The organism is Modestobacter lapidis, assembly GCF_054780755.1.
In genome coordinates this window covers 28709-48323 of record NZ_BAAGVS010000007.1, presented here as the reverse complement: position 1 = coordinate 48323, position 19615 = coordinate 28709, and the positions used below count along the sequence as shown (strand labels likewise).

Annotated in this window: 20 protein-coding genes; 2 read left to right on the top strand and 18 right to left on the bottom strand. The window is 71.1% G+C overall.

All coding sequences use genetic code 11. The features are described from left to right. Nucleotides 1-36: 36 nt before the first annotated feature. From ACYVG5_RS10235 to ACYVG5_RS10175, 13 genes are all read right to left on the bottom strand, one after another. Nucleotides 37-831, bottom strand: a complete 795-nt coding sequence (locus ACYVG5_RS10235; RefSeq protein WP_222048727.1) for an IclR family transcriptional regulator — start codon at nt 829-831, stop codon at nt 37-39. A gap of 77 nt (nt 832-908) precedes the next feature. Next, entirely contained in the window at nt 909-1637 is a 729-nt protein-coding gene (locus ACYVG5_RS10230; protein ID WP_222048726.1) for a class II aldolase/adducin family protein, read from the bottom strand. Further along, nucleotides 1637-2905, bottom strand: a complete 1269-nt coding sequence (locus ACYVG5_RS10225) for an NAD(P)/FAD-dependent oxidoreductase (protein WP_222048724.1) — start codon at nt 2903-2905, stop codon at nt 1637-1639. The genes ACYVG5_RS10230 and ACYVG5_RS10225 overlap by 1 nt, the downstream gene beginning before the upstream one ends. Beyond that, nucleotides 2902-3099 carry a ferredoxin gene (locus ACYVG5_RS10220; protein ID WP_222048722.1) on the bottom strand — a complete coding sequence of 66 codons (198 nt, stop codon included), beginning with the start codon at nt 3097-3099 and terminating at the stop codon, nt 2902-2904. The genes ACYVG5_RS10225 and ACYVG5_RS10220 overlap by 4 nt, the downstream gene beginning before the upstream one ends. Before the next feature lie 17 nt (nt 3100-3116). Beyond that, on the bottom strand, nt 3117-3932 hold the full coding sequence (hcaB, locus tag ACYVG5_RS10215) for a 3-(cis-5,6-dihydroxycyclohexa-1,3-dien-1-yl)propanoate dehydrogenase (RefSeq protein ID WP_222048720.1): 816 nt from the start codon (nt 3930-3932) through the stop codon (nt 3117-3119). Next, nucleotides 3929-4312, bottom strand: a complete 384-nt coding sequence (locus ACYVG5_RS10210; RefSeq protein WP_222048718.1) for a hypothetical protein — start codon at nt 4310-4312, stop codon at nt 3929-3931. The genes hcaB and ACYVG5_RS10210 overlap by 4 nt, the downstream gene beginning before the upstream one ends. 73 nt (nt 4313-4385) lie before the next feature. Beyond that, on the bottom strand, nt 4386-5027 hold the full coding sequence (locus ACYVG5_RS10205; protein WP_222048716.1) for a 3-phenylpropionate/cinnamic acid dioxygenase subunit beta: 642 nt from the start codon (nt 5025-5027) through the stop codon (nt 4386-4388). After that, nucleotides 5024-6484 carry a Rieske 2Fe-2S domain-containing protein gene (locus ACYVG5_RS10200; RefSeq protein ID WP_222048714.1) on the bottom strand — a complete coding sequence of 487 codons (1461 nt, stop codon included), beginning with the start codon at nt 6482-6484 and terminating at the stop codon, nt 5024-5026. The genes ACYVG5_RS10205 and ACYVG5_RS10200 overlap by 4 nt, the downstream gene beginning before the upstream one ends. Nucleotides 6485-6636: 152 nt before the next feature. Further along, entirely contained in the window at nt 6637-7200 is a 564-nt protein-coding gene (locus ACYVG5_RS10195) for a GNAT family N-acetyltransferase (protein WP_222048712.1), read from the bottom strand. Between the two features lie 10 nt (nt 7201-7210). Continuing rightward, the gene (locus ACYVG5_RS10190; protein WP_222048710.1) at nt 7211-7735 is read right to left on the bottom strand and encodes a tripartite tricarboxylate transporter TctB family protein; all 525 of its coding nucleotides are present in this window, start codon (nt 7733-7735) and stop codon (nt 7211-7213) included. Next, entirely contained in the window at nt 7732-9240 is a 1509-nt protein-coding gene (locus ACYVG5_RS10185) for a tripartite tricarboxylate transporter permease (RefSeq protein WP_460683152.1), read from the bottom strand. Before ACYVG5_RS10185 ends, ACYVG5_RS10190 begins: the two co-directional genes overlap by 4 nt. 140 nt (nt 9241-9380) lie before the next feature. Continuing rightward, nucleotides 9381-10433, bottom strand: coding sequence for a tripartite tricarboxylate transporter substrate-binding protein (locus ACYVG5_RS10180; protein WP_222048706.1), 1053 nt, complete (start codon nt 10431-10433; stop codon nt 9381-9383). Between the two features lie 304 nt (nt 10434-10737). After that, nucleotides 10738-11934, bottom strand: a complete 1197-nt coding sequence (locus ACYVG5_RS10175; protein ID WP_222048704.1) for a cytochrome P450 — start codon at nt 11932-11934, stop codon at nt 10738-10740. Between the two features lie 406 nt (nt 11935-12340). On the opposite strand from ACYVG5_RS10175, the gene ACYVG5_RS10170 reads away from it, so the two are divergent. Both ACYVG5_RS10170 and ACYVG5_RS10165 read left to right on the top strand, forming a co-directional pair. Then, nucleotides 12341-13765: an aldehyde dehydrogenase family protein gene (locus ACYVG5_RS10170; protein ID WP_222048702.1), complete on the top strand. Its 1425-nt coding sequence runs from the start codon at nt 12341-12343 to the stop codon at nt 13763-13765. 276 nt (nt 13766-14041) lie between these two features. Then, a complete protein-coding gene (locus ACYVG5_RS10165) occupies nt 14042-14803 on the top strand; it encodes an SDR family oxidoreductase (protein WP_246630287.1) in 762 nt (253 codons plus the stop codon). Between the two features lie 98 nt (nt 14804-14901). On the opposite strand, the gene ACYVG5_RS10160 is transcribed toward ACYVG5_RS10165, so the two are convergent. The 5 genes from ACYVG5_RS10160 to ACYVG5_RS10140 all read right to left on the bottom strand — a co-directional run bounded on the left by ACYVG5_RS10160 (nt 14902) and on the right by ACYVG5_RS10140 (nt 19557). Next, nucleotides 14902-16116, bottom strand: coding sequence for an MFS transporter (locus ACYVG5_RS10160; protein WP_222048700.1), 1215 nt, complete (start codon nt 16114-16116; stop codon nt 14902-14904). A 158-nt stretch (nt 16117-16274) separates the two neighbouring features. Then, nucleotides 16275-18089, bottom strand: a complete 1815-nt coding sequence (locus tag ACYVG5_RS10155) for a phosphoenolpyruvate carboxykinase (GTP) (protein WP_222048698.1) — start codon at nt 18087-18089, stop codon at nt 16275-16277. A 224-nt stretch (nt 18090-18313) separates the two neighbouring features. Beyond that, nucleotides 18314-18709, bottom strand: coding sequence for a VOC family protein (locus tag ACYVG5_RS10150; RefSeq protein WP_222048696.1), 396 nt, complete (start codon nt 18707-18709; stop codon nt 18314-18316). 9 nt (nt 18710-18718) lie between these two features. Continuing rightward, on the bottom strand, nt 18719-19231 hold the full coding sequence (locus tag ACYVG5_RS10145) for an SRPBCC family protein (protein WP_222048695.1): 513 nt from the start codon (nt 19229-19231) through the stop codon (nt 18719-18721). Then, on the bottom strand, nt 19228-19557 hold the full coding sequence (locus ACYVG5_RS10140) for an ArsR/SmtB family transcription factor (RefSeq protein ID WP_222048694.1): 330 nt from the start codon (nt 19555-19557) through the stop codon (nt 19228-19230). Before ACYVG5_RS10140 ends, ACYVG5_RS10145 begins: the two co-directional genes overlap by 4 nt. Between the last annotated feature and the right edge of the window lie 58 nt (nt 19558-19615).

The following is a 19615-nucleotide window of genomic DNA, read 5'->3' as shown; positions in this document are numbered from 1 at the left end:
GCCGCGGAACTGCACCACGCACTGGCCGCGCCGGGGCTACAGCAACAGGTGATCGAGCTCCTCCGCGGCCTCCATCAGCCGCCCCAGCACCGCCTGCTCGATGTCCTCGCCCATCCGGTTCGCCGGCACCGACACGTTGACCGCCAGCCGTGGGGACCGCGTGGAGTGCAGCGCGACGGCCATCGACGAAACGCCTTCCTCGCTCTCCTCCCGGCTCCGGGCGAAACCGTGGGCCCGCACCTCGGCCAGCGCCCTGGCCAGTGCGGTCCGGGTGGTGATCGAGTTTCGCGTGAGCGGGGGCAGCTTCTCCTCGGGATAGAGCCGGTACAGCTCCTCCGTAGACAGCTCGGCCAGCAGCGCCTTGCCCGTCGACGTGCAGTGTGCGGGCATCGACAGGCCGAGTCGGCCGCCGACCCGCAGCGCTCGTGAGCTCTCCAGGGACTCGATGAAGTGGACGTCGTTGCCCTCGAGCCGGCCGAGGTGGACGGTTTCCTGCAGGTCGGCGTTCAGCCGCTCCAGCACAGGTCGGGCCCGGGTACGCACGTCCAGCCGGCGGAGCACACCGAACGCCAGGCCGTCGAGCGTCGGGCCCGGGACGTAGCTGCGGGTAGCGGCGTCCTGTCGGACGAAGCCGCGGTACTGCAGCATCGCCAGCAGCCGGTGCGCGGTCGAGGAAGCCACACCCAGGTACTGGCTGACGTCCGTGAGCCGCAGTTTCGGCCTTTCGCCGAGCAGGAGGAGCACTCGCAGGGCGTTGTCCACGGACTCGATCGGGTACTGGGGGACGTTGCCGTAGGCGGGCGCCGGCGGCATCGCTTCGGCCGAAGTCACGACGTGAGAATACAGAGCATCTGCTGTGCAGAGAACCGCGCCTGTGCGTCCTCTCTGTAGAGGCCGCGAGGCCCCGGTCACGGGAGTCGGGCGCGTTCATGCCGCCACGCGGTCGCGAGGTTGAACCCGCCACCCAGGTCGGGCAACTGGGCCATGTCCTCCGCCGGCAGGTCGCGCAGCGTCCCCCCTGCCGAGGCGATGGTCAGCGAGAGGCGGGCCAACTGGTCGACCGAGATCGCCCGCAGGACCGCCTCCGCGACGCTGGTGCCCGAACTGGTGAGCCCGTGCCCCCGCAGCAGGACGACGGGCCGCTCTCCCATGGCATCCACCATCTCGGCAGCCAACCCGCGGTCCCGCACCAGGACACCCCGTGGGTAGACCGGTATTCCACCGGCCGCGAGCTTCGTGCCCGGCATGTCGTAGGCACCCACGATCGGTCGGATCCCGAGGCCGGCCAGGTCGGCCGCCACGACGGCCGGCGGGTGTGCGTGGACGACGGCCGACACATCGGGACGGTGGCGCAGCACCTCGGTGTGCAGCGGCAGCTCGTTGGGCGCCATCCACCCTTCCAGCTCCCCGTCGGCACCGGGCTCCCCGTCCAGGGTGACCAGCCGGATGTCCTCCGCCGTCGTCCAGGCCAGACCGCGTTCCTGCGGCCCGCGGCAGCGCACCAGCAGGCGGTTCTCGTCGATCCGCAGGCTGATGTGCCCGAGATACCCCTCTGCCAGGCCGCGGGCCGCGAGAACCCGGCAGGCCACGGCCAGGTCCTCGCGCAGCTCCGCGAGGCCGGTGTCCACGGAGTTCATCAGCGACCACCGCCCGTGTCGGTCGAAGCGGCCCGGCGGGGCGGGGCGGCGGCGGCCAGCTCCTTCACCTTGCCCAGCGCCTCGTCGAACGAGGCCTGTTCGGTGACCATGCGTCGGCACTGCACCAGCGCCTTGGGCCAGTTGACCGTGACCACGCCGAGCAGGTGCCCGTCCTCGTCGGTGTACAGCACGGCGGCACGCGGCTTCACGCCGGTGAGCTCGCCGACGAGCTCGTGGCGGGTGCCCCGCGTGGGCCGGCCGACGATCTGGACCTTCCAGTCGTACTGGTCGCTCCAGACGTACTCCACGGGCCGGTAGGAGCGCAGGTCGTCGGGATGGGCGATGTTGTGCGCGGCACACACGCCCTGCTCCACGGCGTTGGTCCAGTGCTCGACCCGCAGGTACTCCCGGTGCCCGGGGTGGAACCACCGCGCGACGTCCCCGATCGCGTAGACGTCGGGGGCATCGAGCGCTCGGCTGTACTCGTCGCACATGACGCCGTTCTCGATGGGCAGGCCGGAGTCGGCCAGCCATCCGTCGTTGGGCACCGCCCCGATGCCGACGACGACGGTGGCGGCAGCCAGCTCGGTGCCGTCGGTCAGGCGGACGCGGAGGTCCCCGGCGGAGCCCTCGATCCCCTCGACCCCGACGCCGAACCGGGTCGCCACCCCGTGCCGGTGGTGCAGCTCGGTGAAGTACTGCCCGATCTCCGGGCCGACGACCCGGCCGATGGGCGTGGGCATCGGGTCGACGACGGTCACCTCACGACCCAGACCGCTGGCGGTGGCGGCGACCTCGGCGCCGATGAACCCGCCCCCGACCACGACAACCGGCCCCTCCCGGCGCAGGTCCTCGTGCAGGGCGCGGCTGTCGGCCATCGTGCGAACGACGTGCACGCCGGACTCCGGACGCCACGGGGACGGCCGGGCCGAGGCGCCGGTGGCGATCACCGCGCTGTCGTAGGCCAGGGAGGTGCCGTCGGCCAGGTGCACCTCCTTGGCCGCGACGTCCAGTCGGGTCGCCGGGACGCCGATCCGCAACTCGATGCCCTCACGCTCGGCCGCCTCCGGGGTCAGCAGCACCGTCCGGTCGGCGTCCCACTGCCCCGACAGGAACTGCTTGGACAGCGGCGGCTTGTCGTAGGGCAGCTCCGCCTCCTCCCCCACCAGGACGACGCGCCCGTCGAATCCCTCGCTGCGCAGCGCCTGGGCGGTGCGGACACCGCCGATCGAGGACCCGACGACGACGACGGTGCGGCCCCCGCTCACTCGTCCTCGATGGTGAGGGCGCTGACCGGGCAGCTGCGGGCGGCCTCCTCGATGTGCGGCCGCTCCTCCTCGGAGATGCGCTCCCGGAGCAGCACGACGACGCCGTCGTCGTCGATGTCGTACACGGTGGGCGCGGCGTCCACGCAGTTGGCGTAGCCTTGGCACGCGGCGAAGTCGGCCTTCAGGACGGGCATGGCGGCATTCCTCTCGCTCAGGATCGTTTCTTGGCGGCGGAGACCCCGGCTCCGCCGTCTGGGTGGACGGTGGTCCCGGTGATGCCGCGGGACCGCTCGGAGGCGAGGAACACGTAGCTCCAGGCCATGTCCTCCGCGGACAGCGCCACCCGCAGCGGCACCCGGGCGGCCATCTCCTCGGCCCGGTTGGGCGTGCTGCCCAGCCTGCGGTCGGCCAGACCCAGGCTGGGCAGCCCACGCAGATCGGTGTTGAGGGTGCCACCGGGCGCCACCCCGTTGACCCGCACCTCGGGGGCCAGGTCGTGGGCCAGCGCGGTGACCAGCCCCCGGACGGCGAATTTGGAAGCCAGGTAGAGGACGCCGCCCCGGCCCGGGTAGTACGCCGACGTCGACTCGGTCAGCAGGATCGACGCCCGGCCTGCCTCCTGCAGTGCGGGCAGCGCGGCCTTCACCGAGTGGAGCATCGACTTCACGTTCGGGTGGAAGATCTCGTCGAACGCGGTGTCGAGGACGTCGGCGTCGAGGTCGGTGATGCTGCGGTAGTAGTCGAAGATGCCGACGCAGCTCACCAGCACGTCCAGCCCGCCGAAGGTGGCGACGGCCGTCGCTACCGCCTCCTCGTTGGCTGCCCGGCTGGTTGCGTCCCCTACGGTCACCGGAACCTCGGGCAACGCATCGGCCAGCGCGGCGCACTTGTCCGGGTCCCGTTCCAGCACGGCGACCCGGGCACCCTCGGCGAGGAAGGCGTCGACGACGGCTCTGCCGATGCCGGATCCGGCGCCGACGACCAGCGCCCGCCGGCCCGCCAGCCAGCCGCTCGCCGGCTCACTCACTGGCTGCCGCCCTCCGGCAGCTGCCGCCCCGGCTCGTTCCCGCCCTCGGTGAGGTCACCGCCCTCGACGATGCCGCCGGTTGCCTCGGGGACGAGCGGACCGAACGGGTTGCCGATCATCGCCGAGAAGGTGGCCGTGTTCTGCCAGGTCAGCGACTCCAGCTCCAGCGGATCCAGCGAGACCCACTGCCCCGACTTCGGTGACTCGACGAGCAGCCGTGAGCCGTTGCGCGTGTCGACGCGGACCACCCGCACCTCGGCGAACTCGTTGGCGATGGTGATCGCGTCCCCGCGGGCGCCGGCGAGCAGTTCCTCGTGCTCGGCCGCCGCCCGGCGGGCGGCCTGCGCATCCTGCTCCTCGCCCTCCCAGTGCAAACTCACCGGTCCTCCTCGCTCCCGCTCGTCGGCCACGTTCGTCGGGCCGCTGTGCTCATGTGTGACCTCGCAAGCCTCGTCACAGGAAGATCGCCAGGTTCTGCATCCGCATGACCGAGTCGTCGACCATGATCGTCCGGCGGGCGAGCTTCCAGCCCTCCGGCGTGTGGCGCAGCAGGTCCTCCCGGCCGGCGGAGACCAGCGACCCCTCGTGCACGTCCCCGCGGTTGCGGAACAGCAGCGTGGCCGAGTCCACGATCAGGTGGTCGGCGTCCTCGGTGGCGAAGGTTCGCACGTTGGACAGGTGGTGGCGCAGCCGGGACGGCGGGTCCTCGGTCCAGGCGTGCTCGGTGAGGAAGCGGGCCACCCGGCGGGACAGCGAGTACCAGTCCTCGTCGAAGTGCGCCATCCCCGGTGAGGTGTCGAAGCCGGCGCCCAGCGCCGTGGTCACCCGCACCGGCATCACGTAGTGGATGTCCTCGGTGAGCAGCGCCAGCCAGTCGGAGTACGCCTGCGCGTCCAGCAGCCAGGCCTCGTCGACCAGCCACTGGTGCGCGGCCAGGTGCCGCTCGTCGCCGAAGGGCAGCGTCATGCCCACCCGCTGCAGCCGCGAGGCGTGGCCGCCCAGCACCGAGCGCGTCGAGGCGGTCTCCACCGGCGTCACCTCAGGCCCGGCCGGGGTGGTGCCGGGCGTCGTCCGGGCGGTCGTCGGCGTGCTCATGCCTGCGCCCCCACCTGGTCTGCGGCGGTCGACGTCGCGGTGCCGCCGGCCGTAGCAGCGCCGGCCGGTTCCTGGCCGACCGCCGGGCGGGCGCCCGGGCCGCCGACCTCGACGGTGGACACGGCCGTCACCGGCTCCTCGAGGTGGTCGGCCCACCGGTTGAGCAGCTCGCGCTGGTTGTACTCGCCGTAGCCGGTGTGCGCGACGCCTGGTCCGTGGAACTGCTCGTCGGTGAGCGCGGGGACGACCTCGGTGTCGTCCTCGAGGATGCCCATCCGGCTGTTGAGCAGGAGCCGGCGGGCCATCGACCCGGCCGCGGTGTTGGTCAGGGAGACCCAGTTCTCGACGTCGTCCTGCTCGAACATGCCGGTCGAGCCGAAGCACATCAGGTAGGCCTTGTAGGACAGCGCCTTGAACTCCTCCGGGGCCTCCGCGTCGACGGCGAACCAGGACAGGACCTCGGTCTCGTTCTCGCTGATCGGCTGCCACTGCCGGATGGAGATGAAGGGCAGCACGTCGTCGGACTCGGCCACCCTCGGCCAGTTGTGCACGAACGAGAGGTTCGGGAAAGCGGAGGCCGCGGAGATCATGAAGCCGTCCTCCCCGACGACCTTCAGCTGGTCCTCGGACAGCGACTGCTTCATCCGGTCGACCATCTCCTGCGGATACCCGACATAGCGCAGCCGCTCGTCCAGGTTTCCCTCGGGGAGCTTGTACGTCGTCCCGCCGCCGGCACCGGCCCAGTAGGTGCAGCCGTCCTTGCGCTTCTCCGCCTTCGGCTCGCGGAACAGCCCGATCTCGACGACGGACGTGTGGGTCTGCGGGGTGTGGTACATGTCGCCGGCGAAGTTCTCCGCGCCGATCTTCCAGTTCGCCTTGACACGCCAGCGCTGCGGGCCCATGAGCTGGATGCCGCTCTTGCTCTGCTTGGTGTAGTAGTCGAGGTAGAAGCGGAAGTCGCCCAGGAAGTCCTCCAGCGGCTCCGCGTCCGGGTCCATGGAGATGAAGATTAGTCCGTTATAGCTCGCCAGGTTCGGCGCCGGCAGCAGCCGCTGCCCCTTGCGCTTGAAGCCCGCCTCGCCCCCGTAGGCGTCCTGGTGGAACGGCAGACCGACGATGCGGCCGTCGTTGCGGTAGGACCAGCCGTGGTACGGGCAGCGGAAGTGCGACGCATTACCCATCTCGGCGCGGCAGATCTGCATGCCCCGGTGCAGGCACATGTTGAAGTGCGCCTTGATCTCACCCTTCTCGTCGCGGGCGACGATGAAGGAATCCTCCAGGACGCGGCGCACGACGTAGTCGCCGGGCTTGGCGATCTCCGACTCGTGCGCGACGAAGATCCACGCCCGGCCGAAGATCCGCTCCCGCTCCAGCTCGAAGAGCTCCCGGTCGTTGTAGATGTGCGCCGGGATCATGCCCCGCCGCACGTCCGTCAGGACTCCGGACTGATCGGTCATGGTGTTCGCCCCCTCCAGACGCCCGCGGCGGACGCCCATGGCTAGTTCTGTTATCCAGACTGCTTCTCTGCTCAGTAGAGCGGATGGTGAGGATCGCGTCAACCTCGGGCCACGGACCGGCCACCTCCCCGTCCGGAGCCCCGTCCGGCAGGTCAGGACGTCTGCCGGCGGGGCCGGCCACGGTGCAGCGCGTAGGCGAGGACGTCCCGTCCGTGGAACGTGTCCGTGCGCAGCACCGACATGCCGAGCCGGGCAGCCACGGAGCGAGACGCCGCGTTGTCCGGTGCGATGTAGGCGGTGAAGTAGGGCACGTCGAGGTTCGCGAAGCCCCACTCCAGCCATGCCCGGGCGGCCTCGGTGGCGAATCCGCGCCCCCAGGCGTCGGCGCGCAGCGCCCAGCCGACCTCCACTTCGTCGAACTGCGGCCAGTGGTGCAGGCCGCCGCGCCCGAGGAACCGCCCACTGCCGCGCTCGTGGATCGCGACCCGGCCCAGGCCTCGCGAGGCCCACATCTCCTCGGCCTCGATGAGCCGACGCAGGTGGCCGGCCTCGTCCAGTGCCACCAGGAACTCCGTCACCCGCGGGTCCTCGTACAGCGCGCGCATGTGCGGGAGGTACGCGGGGCTGAGCGGGCGCATCTCCAGCCGTGCCGTGCTGAGGACGACGCCGCCGTGCGCCTCTGGCACACCCGCCGGGCCGGCATCCGCGCCGTTCATCCCCGACCGGTCACTCGAAGATCCCCGGCGGGGTGGGGATTTCGAGGAACACGACGAAGGCGGCGTACAGCACGAGACCGACGACGACGGCGTAGACGGCGCTGAACAGCCAGGAGGCACGAGCGGAGAACCGGAGGTAGGCCACCGTGAACACCGGTGCGGCGATGAAGATGCCGCCGAGGTAGAGCAGCAGGAAGAACCCGGCCACCCATCCCAGGGTCCAGGCCCACTGCTTCGGCTCGGCGTGTTCGAAGGCGTACTCGACGTCCATCGCCTCGATGTCCCCGTCCTCGCCGTGCGGCTGGACGTCCGGGGCCGGCCGGCGCACCAGCAGGACGACGAGGTGCAGCACGGCGAGTGCAACCCCTAGCCCGGTGATCAGCCGCGGGAACACCCCGGTGTTGAACGACCAGCCCAGCGCCGTGACGAACGCAAGGACGAAGACGCCCAGCAGGCCGAGGGTGAGGGCCAGGTCGCCCCGCGACACCCGCCGCGCCGGAGGGCTGGTCGTGGGGGCGCTGTTCGACGTGCTCACGGCACGGTCACCTCATTCTCGGATCGGTCCCGGCTGCGCGTGCGCAAGTACCGGAACAGCGGCGCGAACAGGACGAGGGCCATCACGGCCAGCAGGCCGAGCACGACCGGCCGGGTGATCCACGACCAGCCGAAAAGGCCGTAGGAGACGAACAGGTAGCGCTCGGCCAGGCCCCCGAGGACGACGGCGAGCAGGAAGGGGACCCGCGGCCAGTTCCACCGGATGCAGGCCACCCCGATCGCGGCCGCCGCGACCATCACCATGACGTCGCCGTAGGAGTTGGTCGAGCTGTAGGCGCCCAGGACCATCAACAGGATCAGGAAGGGCACCAGCAGCGGACCGGAGATGAAGGTGAGCCGGGTCAGCGGCTTGAGCACCAGGAAGGCCGCGGCGACGGCGATCGCGTTGGCGATGACGGTGATCCAGACCATCGAGAAGGTGACGTCGACGTTGGTGGTCAGCATCTCCGGGCCCGGGTTGAGCCCGACGATGAGGAAGGCGCTCAGCAGGACGGCGGTGTTCGCCCCGCCGGGGATCCCGAAGGCGATGGTGGGGATCAGGCTCCCGCTGTCCCGGGCGTTGTTGTTCGCACCGCTGGCGATGACCCCGTCGATGGCACCCTTGCCGAACATCTCCGGGTTCTTCGACGACTGCTTGGCCGATCCGTAGGCGATGAACTGCGCCACCGAGCCGCCCAGCCCGGGGATCATGCCCACCGTCACGCCGATCGCACTGGACCGGATCACGACGGACCAGTGCATGAGGGTGTCGCGGATTCCCTGACCCACCCCGGTCACCTTCGCGGGGGCCTCCGCACCGCCGGCGATGCTCTGCCGGCTCAGCATCAGCTGGAGGACCTCCGCGCCGCCGAACAGGCCGATCACCAGCGGGACGAGCCCGATGCCCTCGAACAGGTAGAGCTGGTCGAACGTGTAGCGCGGCACGCCGTCCTGCGAGTCGACGCCGATCACCGCCACCAGCAGGCCGGCTGCGGCCATCAGGAAGCCCTTGAGGATCTGACTCCCCGACAGCGCCACGACGAAGGTCAGACCGAGCATGGTGAGGACGAAGAACTCCGGGGCCCCCAGCGCCAGGACCACCGGCCGGATCACCGGCACGGCGAGCGCCAGCACAGCGGCGCCGAACAAGGACCCGAGCAGCGAGGCGAAGAGGACCGCGCCCAGCGCGCGGCCGCCCTGACCGCGACGGGTCAGCGGATAGCCATCCAGCGCGGCGGCCGCCGACGTCGCCTCGCCGGGGATCCCGAAGAGCACCGACGTGATGTCGCCGGTCGTGGACGTCACGACCAGCATGCCCAGCAGGAAGGCGAAGGCCTGGATCGGCTCCATGCTGAAGGTGAAAGGCAGCATGAGTGCCAACGTGACCGGCCCGCCGAGGCCGGGCAGGATACCCACCACGAAGCCGACCACCACACCGGTGACCAGCAGCGCCATGGTCCCCGGCTGCAGGACCTCGACCAGACTGCCGAAGAATGCGTCGAACATTTCCACCTCTGAGGGGGTCGCACCGAAGGGCGACTGCGGGGGTGCGGCCACGGAGTGCGGCTACGCGGTACGACTGCGCCGGGCCGCCGGACGCCCCGAACTGCCGGCCTTGGCCCGGCCGGCAGTCCGGGGCGCGGAACTCAGAAGGAGTCCCTGACGACCTGCTGGAACTCCTCGGGCGAGTCGAGCACCTCCTGGACGAGGGCGGCGGTCTCCTCGCCGTCCAGGAAGTCCACCGGCCGCTCCTGCTCTGCGAGCTCGTCGAGCAGCGCCTGGTCCTCCATGGCGCAGCTGAAGCCCTCCCGCAGCGCGGTCAGCTCTGCCTCGGGGACGCCGGGAGGCGCCGCCACCGCGCGCCCCGCCGCCGAGAGGTTCTCCAGGCTCTCCATCAGCTCCTGGCCGTCACCGGGCGCCGGCGGGAGATCGCCGATCAGCGGCGCCTCCGGCATGTACTCCGGCAGCTCCTCGGCGAGGACCGCGACCGGGGTGGCCTGGTCGCTCTCGATCACCGGCAGCACGGTGTCGAAGGGCATCACGTGCACGTCGGCGTTGCCGGCGATCACGGCGGTGGTCGCCTCCTGCGAGCCGGCGAAGCCGGTGGTGATCTCGTACGGGATGCCGTAGGCCTGAGCCAGGACGGCCGCGTTGACGTAGTCGCTGGCCCCCGGCCCCGTGGCCACGAACTGGACCGTGTCGCTCGCTCCGGTCAGGTCCTCGAAGCTCTGGAGCTCGCCACCGGACTGGACGAGCACCACCTCCGGCGGGGCGGCGATCCGGCCGATCCAGGAGAACTCGCTCAGGTCGTAGCGGACGCCTTCGGCCCCGGCGATCTGCGAGCTGAGCACACCCGGCATGTTCATGATCTGGATCCGCAGGCCGTCCGGATCGGCCGCCGCAGTCCGGCCGGTCGCCAGCAGGCTGCCCGCCCCCGGCTCGTTCAGCACGACCACCTCGGCGCCCAGACACCCGGCCAGATACGGGGCGATCAGCCGCGCGTAGGTGTCGTACCCGCCGCCCGGGTCGAAGGGGACGACGAAGTCGATCGTCTCGCCCTCGAAGACGCTGCCCGCATCCGCCCCGGTCGCCTCTCCTCCACCACCATCGGAGCAACCCACGACCGAGACCAGCAGCGCGGCGGCCACTCCCGCCCGACTCGCCACCGTACGGATCTTCGTTCCGGACTTGACCACCACTAGCGCACTCCTCTGTACGGATGGGTCTGTGCCCCGACGACCGACGCGCGGTGGTGCCGTGACGGGGGACACACAGCCGCTAGACCGTAAGGGATGACATTTCCTGTGTCCAGTGCCGGGCTCTGCCTTGCAGAGTCCTCGACCACCGAGGCGGGGGAAAGCGAGGCCGGGGGACCTGGCCGGTGGCGTGGCCGTTCCGGCGTCGTCCACGCGAAGCCGGTCACACCAGGCAGCACGCCCACGCGGTGGCGGCGACGGGTGCGTGACGGGGCCACCCGGCCGGATGGCCCCGTCACGCTGTCGATCAGCGTGCTGCCGCGGCCTCCGCGGTGAAGGTGGTGGGGAGGCGGGAGATACCGCGGAGCACATTGTTGATCTTGCGGATGGGTTCGCCCACGGCGATGCCGCCGACCTGGGCCAGGAGTGCGTCCAGGACCGCGCGCAGCTCGATCCTGGCGAGCGCCTGGCCGGCACAGGCGTGCGGTCCCATCCCGAAGGTGAGATGACCGGCCGGGTTCCGGTGGACGTCGAACCGGTCCGGGTCCGGGTACTGCCGCTCGTCCCGGTTGGCACTGGCGTACAGAACGGCCACTCGCTGCCCCTCCTCGATCGGCACGCCGGCCAGCTCAACCCGCGCCGCGGCGACGCGGGAGAACAGCTGGGCCGGGGCCTCGATCCGGAACACCTCGTTGATGGCCGAGGGCGCGAGGGTCGGGTCGTCACGCAGTTCGCGGTACGCGTCCGGGTGGGTGCCCAGCAGCTGGATCATGGCGCCCAGGGCGTTGACGGTGGTGTCCATGCCCGCGGTCAGGTAGGCCGAGAGCAGGTGCAGGCAGTACTGCTCGGGGATGAGGCCGGCGTCCGCCGCCTCGTACACCGCGGCGCCCATGCTGCCGGGGGCCAGCTGCTCACGGGTGGCCACCGTCCGGATGTACTCGAATTGCTCGCCGATAGCCTCCAGGCCGGCCTCGGTGCGCTCGTTGGGCGGGCCGAAGGCGTTGAAGGCGCCGTTGGCCCACAACAGGAGCTGACTGCGCTTGTCCTCGGGCAACCCGATCAATTCGCCGACGACCTGGACGGGGAAGATCTCGGCGAAGTCCCTCACTGCGTCGAAGGAGTCGCGCCGCGCAACCTCGGCGACCAGTTCCGCGGCGCGGGCGCGGATGGTCTTCTCGACGTCCTTGAGCGCCCGCGGACCGAGCCGCGGCTCGAGGACCGAGCGGAGCATGCCGTGCCGCGGCTGGTCCGACGCGATGATGCTGCTGGACCGGACCTCGTTGAACCCGGCGTTGAAACCGACGCCACGACCGGAGACGAAGTGCTCGGCGTCCAGCAGCACGGCCCGCACCTCGGCGTACCGGGTCACCGCCAGGAAGTCGTACCTGGGCACCCGCACCACCGGACCCATCCGCCGCATCTCCGCATACGTCGGATAGGGGTCGTGGAGCACCTCCTCGTCGAAGAGATCGACGTCGCACTCCGGGATCACTACGGACACCACCGCGGCACCTCCATCGTCAGGACGTCGGAGACCAGGATCCGGAATCCGACATCTACCGCTCGCCGGCGCAGGTCCATGCCGGACACATGTCGCACATCAGGGCGGACTGCTGCTGTGCAGAGCACCGTACCTGTGTGCAGAGTCGCGGGACAGCGTCGAGCCCGAGCACGAGCCGCGCACCGACGCCACCAGGCGCCGTCGTCCCCGCCGGCGAGCGCGCCCTTGCGCCGTCCGGCCAGTCACCGGTATGAACATAGGACCAATGTTCGTCGGCAGCGTTGTTGCCGCGGGAAGCCAGCGGGAGCGCGAGCCAGGCGCAGCCGCACCGGCCATGCCGGTCGATGCCTGGAGGGGCCGTGAGCCAGCACGCCAGCGCGACGTCGACGCCCGAGTGGAGGCTCTCCGCATGACCCAGGACCGCCGCGAGATGTTCGTCGACGGCAGGTTCCAGCCGACGAGCACGTCGGACCACCTGCCGGTTGTCGACCCGGCCACCGAAATGGTGATCGGGAGCATCGCCGACAGCAACGACGCCGATGTCTCCCGGGCGGTGGCCGCGGCGCGCGCGGCGCTGCCCGGCTGGCGGGAGACGTCGCCGCAGGAGCGGGCGGACCACCTCCGCGCACTGGCGGACGTCTTCGAGGATCGCAGCGAGACGATGGCCGCCCTGGTGACACACCAGAACGGCTCGGTGATCAAGCGCTCTCGCCGGACCAACGGCACGCGTCCCGTGGCGGCCTACCGCTACAACGCCCGGCTGGCCGACGCGCTCGAGGTCGAGGCGGCGCTGGCCCCGGACGACCCCTCCCTGGTCCGCCGCGAGGCCCTCGGAGTCGTGGGTGCGATCGTTCCGTGGAACGCCCCGCAGGCCCTGTTGGCCGCCAAGCTGGGCCCTGCCCTGGCAGCGGGCTGCACCGTCGTGGTCAAGCCGTCACCGGAAACCTCGCTGGACAGCTTCATGCTGGTCGAGATGCTCGCCGAGGTCGGATTACCGCCGGGTGTGGTGAACGTGGTGACGGGGGGCCGGGAGACCGGTGCCGCCCTCGTCCGGCACCCCGGCGTCGACAAGATCTCCTTCACCGGCTCGACGGCGGCCGGCCGGGTGATCGCGGCGGCCTGTGGCGAGATGCTGAAGTCGGTGACCGCGGAACTCGGTGGCAAGTCGGCAGCCGTGGTTCTGGACGATGCCGACCTGGACGTGCTCGCCGCCAACCTGATCTCCACCTGCCTGCCGAACACCGGGCAGGTCTGCTATTCGTCCACCCGCATCCTCGCTCCCCGTTCGCGGTTCGCCGAGGTCACGGACCTCGTCGTCCAGACCCTCGGCACCGCCGTCCTCGGCGACCCCACGGACCCGGCGAGCGACTTCGGCCCCCTGGTATCCGAGGCCCAGCGCCAACGGGTCGAGGGCTACATCGAGTCGGCCATCGCCGAGGGTGCCCGGGTAGCCCTCGGGGGCGGGCGCCCGGCGGGCGCCTCCACCGGGTACTACGTGGAGCCGACGGTGCTCGTCGACGTACACCGGGGGATGCGCGTCTTCCGCGAGGAGATCTTCGGACCGGTCGTGGTCGTCGTCCCGTTCGACGACGACGCCGACGGGGTGCGGATTGCCAACGATTCCTCCTACGGCCTCGGCGGGAGCGTCTTCAGCCAGGACATCGAACGCGCCACCGCAGTGGCGCGCCGAATGGAGACCGGGAACGTCTCCGTCAATGGTCGGGATCGCAGTGACGCCACCCCTGCGTTCGGCTATAAGGACAGTGGAGTCGGCGGCGACCCGGGCCTCTCCGGATACCTGCAATTGAAGGGGATCAGTCGACCCCGCGGCTGAGAGCCATTCCCCGGAGGGGGTGGCGGACCTGCCCCGCGCCCTCTCTCGCAGCGCGTCTCCGCAGATCCAGACACAGTCAACGCCGGACGTAGAGCCACCTTCGGCCGCCGCGGCCGACTGCGCCGGCCCGGTCCGACCATTTCGTGGCACGCGCGTCCGTTGTCGTAGCGGCCTTTCCGGTAACCCTCTCCGTATCGATGTCCCACCATGTGAGAAGTGGCGATCCCGCCAGGTAGCGGCCCTTTCGAGAGAGGTGGTCTGCGGTACTCTCCCGACATGGAAGACATGGTCGGCAAGGTCGTCATCGTGACCGGCGCGGCGCGCGGCATCGGGGCCGAGTACGCCCTGGCCTTCGCTGCTCGCGGCTGCCGGGTGGTGATCGCGGACGTAGCCCCGATGGATGAGACCGCGGAGAGGATCCGCGTCGCCGGAGCGGAATGCGTGGCGGTGCACGCCGACCTGAGTTCCCGGGCCGACGCCGAAGCCATGGGAAACGCGGCAACCGACCAGTGGGGCCGCATCGACGTGCTGGTGAACAACGCAGCCCGGTACGCCGGGCTGTACCGCGGCGCCCTCGAGGACATCCCGCAGCAGGAGTGGGACGACGTGATGGCGGTCAACGTGCGAGGGGTGTGGAACGCGACGGCCGCGGTCCTGCCCGCGATGCGGGCCCAGGGATCCGGCTCGATCGTGAACATCTCGTCGGGAACGGTTCTCAAGGGCACGGCCGGCGCGCTGCACTACGTCGCGTCCAAGGGTGCGGTCCTCGCCATGACCCGGGCCGTGGCGCGCGAGGTCGGCGCCGCCGGGATCCGGGTCAACTGCATCACCCCGGGGCTCGTGAGCAACGAGGCGAGCCGGGAGGGCAGGGAAGCGGAATTCGCGGAGCGGGCCGCCCAGCGGACGCGGGAGCGCAGCCTTCCCCGGGAGATGCACGAGAAGGACCTCGTCGGGGCGGTGCTGTTCCTCTCCTCGGAGGCCAGTGGGTTCGTCACCGGGCAGAACCTCAACGTGGACGGCGGAACCATCTTCTACTGATGGAGACCGGGGTCGGGCGGCGCCGGTGCCGCCCGACCCCGGGTGAGGGGGTGGCAGCGGAACAGAGCCGACAGGTCCGCACCACGGAACCGTCCGGCTCAGCCCGCCAGCGCCGGGGTGGCCGCGCGCTCGGCCGGGACGTGCAGGTGCGCCTGCCCCAGGGCCACGACGACCGCGGCGAGCGCGGCCGCTCCGGTGGCCACCAGGAAGCTGGTGCTGGCCCCGGCGACGTCGACGATCTTCCCGGCCGCCGACGCGCCGACCGCCACGCCCAGGGCCAGGGCGGTGCCGATCCAGGTGAACGCCTCGGTGACCGCCGACCGCGGCACCAGCAGCTCGGCCAGGGTGAAGGCGCTGATCAGCGACGGCGAGACGGCGATGCCGGCCACCAGGACGAACGGCACCATCACCCAGACCTCGCCCACCAGCAGGAGCGGGACGGTGAGCACGGCGAGCACCGCCAGCGCCCCGGCCAGCCGGCGGCGCAGCGGCACCTGCCAGTGCACCGCGCCCCAGCCGATGCCCGAGACCATCGACCCGGCGGCCAGCGCCGCGATGAGCAGCCCGGACAGCGACCAGGCGTCCTGCTCGTCGGCGAAGGCCACCAGGGCGATCTCGAGGGTGCCCAGGACGGCGCCCACCGCCAGCCCGACGACGAAGAGCACCCGCAGCCCGCGGCTGCGCATGGCCGAGGGCCCGCGACGGTGCTCGTGCTCGGCCGGCGGCGGCTCGGTGCGGCGCTGGGCCGCGAACAGCAGGCTGCCGACGGCGGCCAGCGCGAAGGCGGTGACGACGCCGGAAGTGGTGTGCCCGGTGGTGGACAGGAAGGTCACCAGCACCGGCCCGACGATGAAGACGAACTCGTCGACCACCGACTCCATCGCCAGCGCGGTGGGCAGCGACGGGGTGCCGCGCAGCAGGTGGGTCCAGCGCACCCGGACCATCGAGGAGACCGGCGGGATGGTCGCCCCGGCCACCGCGGCGCTGAGGAACACCGTCCACAGCGGCCAGCCGCCGCGCACGGAGAACAGGAAGGCGACCCCCGACCCGACGAAGACCGCGAGCACCGCCAGCAGCACGCGCCGCTGGGCGTGGGTGTCGGCGAGCCGGCCGATGACCGGCCCCGCGACGGCGGTGGCGACCGCGCCGGCCGCGGCCACCGCACCGCCCAGTCCGTAGCTGCCGGTCTCGGACTGGACCAGCAGCACGCTGCCCAGGCCCACCATCGACAGCGGCAACCGGCCGATGAAGGCAGCCAGCACCATCGGCACCGCATGGGGGGTGCCGAGCACGTGGAGGTACGGGTTGGGCACGAGCGGACCGTCCTCCGTCCGGGGTGGGCGCCCCCGCCACGCTAACCGACGAGGTCCCGCAGCCCTCCTGCGGAAGAGGACTGCGGGACCCCGGTATCAGGACCCTCTCCCCGAGCCCTTCGCAGGCTCAGGCCACGTACGGAGAGGGCCGAGAACTGCTAGGCGAGACGGCTCTTGAGGGTCTCCAGCTCGTCCCACATGGTCGTGGGCAGCTTGTCGCCGAACTTCTCGAACCACTCGGTGATCTGCGGAACCTCCGCGCGCCACTCCTCGGGCCGGACGGCGAGGGCCTGCTCGACCTGCTCGCGGGTCAGGCCCAGACCGGAGACGTCGAGGGAGTCCGGCGTCGGCACGTGGCCCACGGGGGTCTCGACGGCGGCGGCGGTGCCCTCGAGGCGTTCGACGACCCACTTGAGCACGCGGGAGTTCTCCCCGAAGCCCGGCCACAGGAAGCCGCCGTCGGCGTCCCGGCGGAACCAGTTCACGTAGAAGATCCGGGGCAGCTTGGTGGCATCGTGCTGCTTGCCGGTCTGCACCCAGTGGTCGACGTAGTCACCCGCGTTGTAGCCGATGAACGGCAGCATCGCGAACGGGTCGCGGCGGACGACGCCCACCGCACCGGTGGCCGCGGCGGTGGTCTCCGAGGAGAGCGTCGCGCCCATGAACACGCCGTGGTTCCAGTCCCGGGCCTCGCTGATCAGCGGGATCGTGGTCTTGCGGCGGCCACCGAAGAGGATGGCCGAGATCGGCACGCCCTTCGGGTCGCCGTACTCCGGCGCCAGGATCGGGCACTGGGTGATCGGCGTGCAGAAGCGGCTGTTCGGGTGGCTGGAGGGCTCCGCGGAGTCCGGCGTCCAGTCCTCGCCCTTCCAGCTGGTCAGGTGGGCCGGCGGCTCGTCGGTCATGCCCTCCCACCAGATGTCCCCGTCGTCGGTCAGCGCGACGTTGGTGAACACCGAGTTGCCCGCCTCGATGGTGCGCATCGCGTTCGGGTTGGTGTCCCAGCCGGTGCCGGGCGCGACGCCGAACAGCCCGTACTCGGGGTTGAGCGCGTAGAGCCGGCCGTCCTCGCCGAAGCGCATCCAGGCGATGTCGTCGCCGAGGGTCTCGACCTTCCAGCCCGGGATGGTCGGCTCGAGCATGGCCAGGTTCGTCTTGCCGCAGGCGGAGGGGAAGGCCGCGGCGACGTAGTAGATCTTCTGCTGCGGGCTGGTCAGCTTGAGGATGAGCATGTGCTCGGCGAGCCAGCCCCCGTCCCGGGCCATCACCGAGGCGATCCGCAGCGAGTAGCACTTCTTGCCCAGCAGGGCGTTGCCGCCGTACCCGGAGCCGTAGGACCAGATGGTCCGCTCCTCGGGGAAGTGCACGATGTACTTGGTGTCGCTGCACGGCCACGGCACGTCGGCCTGGCCGTCGGCCAGCGGGGCGCCGAGGGAGTGCATGGCCGGCACGAAGGGCCGGTCGGTGCCCATCGCCTCGAGGATGTGGCTGCCGATGCGGGCCATCACGCGCATCGAGACGACGACGTACTCGGAGTCGGTGAGCTCGACGCCGAACATCGGGTTCTCGGCCTCGACCGGCCCCATGCAGAACGGGATGACGTACATCGTCCGGCCGCGCATGCACCCCCGGTACAGCTCGCTCATGACCGACTTCATCTCGGCCGGGTCCATCCAGTTGTTGGTCGGGCCGGCGTCGGCCTCGTCGACCGAGCAGATGTAGGTGCGGTCCTCCACCCGGGCGACGTCACGGGGGTCGGAGGCGCACCAGAAGGAGTTGGGCTTCTTGTCCAGCCGCCGGAACGTGCCGGCGTCGACGAGCTGCTCGGTGAGGCGTTCCCACTCCTCGTCGGTGCCGTCGACCCACACCACCCGGTCCGGCGTCGCCAGCTCGGCCATCTCCCGCACCCAGGCGAGCAGGGGGGCGTGCGTGGTCGGGGCGTTGTCGAGGCCTTGAATCGCCACGGTGGTCACGGCGTCTCCATCCTGTGGGTCAGCCGGGCTGCGGGATGTCACCGGCACTGGTGCTGGGGGCGGTCGATCCCCGGCCGCGGCGTCGGGACCAGGGAGATCGGGTCAGGCTACCGACGGGGCAGGCCCCCCGGTACACCCGAAAGTGTACGTATAGGACGTCTACCTCGAGCGTGAGCTACGTCGCTCCCGAGCGCCGCCGGACAGCCCGCCGCTCCTCCTCGCCGCTAGGCGAGGTTCAGCTGCCAGGAGACGCCGAAGCGGTCGTTCACCCAGCCGAAACGGCGGCTGAACCCGTAGCCGTCCAGCGGCATCAGGACGGCGCCGCCGTCGGAGAGGCCCGCGAACAGCCGGTCGAGCTCCTCGGCCGATGCGACGTCGACGAAGATCGAGAAGGACGGCGTGAAGGTGAAGGCGTGCACCGGAGGGCTGTCGAAGCAGCGGAACACCTGGTCGGCGATGGAGAAGGTGGCCTGCTCCACCGTCCCCTCCACGCCCGTCCCGTCCGCCCCGAACCGGGTGAGGGTCAGGAGGCGGGCGTCGTCGAACAGCGACGTGTAGAGCTCGATCGCGCGCTCCGCGTCGCCCGTGAACATCAGGAAGGGGGTCACCTGCTCCGGCATGGTGGCAGGCTAGAGCGTGCTGCCCGGTTCTGGACGGGTGTAGCCGGGGCCCACGTCGGCCAGGAAGGCGTCCCAGTCGGCCGGCTGCTGCCCGCCGGTCAGCTCCGCCTCGAACTTCTCGAGGTACCAGTGCCAGCCGGTGGCGACGTCCCCGACGGCGTCGGCGGTCGCGAACGCCTGGGTGAACACCAGCACCGTGCGGCCGTCCTCGACATCGAGGTCCAGCTCGACCCGCCAGTGCTCCTCGGCGGTCCACTCGACCACCAGCCGGCGCGGGGGCTCGCACTCGACGATCACCATCGCCTCACCGACCGGCTCGGCCTCCTGGGTCATGGTGAAGGTGCCCGCACCGCCGGCCCCGCGCTCGCCGTCGTAGGTGCCGATCCACCGGGCCAGCCGCTCGGGTTCGGTGAGCGCGGCCCAGACGTCCGCGATCGGGTCGGGCCAGGAGCGCCGGAACTGCAGCCGCCGGGCGCCCCCCGGCCCCTCGGTCACCACGCCGTACCGCTGGTCTCCGCTCATCGGTCCTCTCCCGTCGGTCGGGCCCGCCGTCCGCGGGCGATCTCGGTGTCCAGAGCGTCCAGCCGCTGGGCCCACAGCCACCGGTAGGGGGCCAGCCAGGCGTCCAGGTCCGACAGCGGCCGCGGGTCCAGCACGTAGAGCCGCCGCTGCCCCTCCGCCCGTACCCGGACCAGCCCCGCCTCCCGGAGCACCCGCAGGTGCCGGCTGACCGCCGGGCGGCTGACCGGGAAGTGCGCGGCGAGCTCCCCGGCGGCGACCTCGCCACCGGCGAGCAGCGCGACGATCTCCCGCCGCGTCGGGTCCGCCAGTGCGGCCAGTGCCTCCACGGAGGATGTGTAACAAAGAGCTTACGTAACTGTCCAGTTACGGTTGTGCGCGATTGGG

Bases quoted from the DNA above. Each gene is read 5' to 3' on its own strand.
- ACYVG5_RS10230 (WP_222048726.1), bottom strand. From the start codon at position 1,637: ATGAACTCCGTGGACACCGGCCTCGCGGAGCTGCGCGAGGACCTGGCC.
- ACYVG5_RS10220 (WP_222048722.1), bottom strand. From the start codon at position 3,099: ATGCCCGTCCTGAAGGCCGACTTCGCCGCGTGCCAAGGCTACGCCAAC.
- ACYVG5_RS10205 (WP_222048716.1), bottom strand. From the start codon at position 5,027: ATGAGCACGCCGACGACCGCCCGGACGACGCCCGGCACCACCCCGGCC.
- ACYVG5_RS10200 (WP_222048714.1), bottom strand. From the start codon at position 6,484: ATGACCGATCAGTCCGGAGTCCTGACGGACGTGCGGCGGGGCATGATC.
- ACYVG5_RS10195 (WP_222048712.1), bottom strand. From the start codon at position 7,200: ATGAACGGCGCGGATGCCGGCCCGGCGGGTGTGCCAGAGGCGCACGGC.
- ACYVG5_RS10185 (WP_460683152.1), bottom strand. From the start codon at position 9,240: ATGTTCGACGCATTCTTCGGCAGTCTGGTCGAGGTCCTGCAGCCGGGG.
- ACYVG5_RS10170 (WP_222048702.1), top strand. From the start codon at position 12,341: ATGACCCAGGACCGCCGCGAGATGTTCGTCGACGGCAGGTTCCAGCCG.
- ACYVG5_RS10165 (WP_246630287.1), top strand. From the start codon at position 14,042: ATGGAAGACATGGTCGGCAAGGTCGTCATCGTGACCGGCGCGGCGCGC.
- ACYVG5_RS10150 (WP_222048696.1), bottom strand. From the start codon at position 18,709: ATGCCGGAGCAGGTGACCCCCTTCCTGATGTTCACGGGCGACGCGGAG.
- ACYVG5_RS10145 (WP_222048695.1), bottom strand. From the start codon at position 19,231: ATGAGCGGAGACCAGCGGTACGGCGTGGTGACCGAGGGGCCGGGGGGC.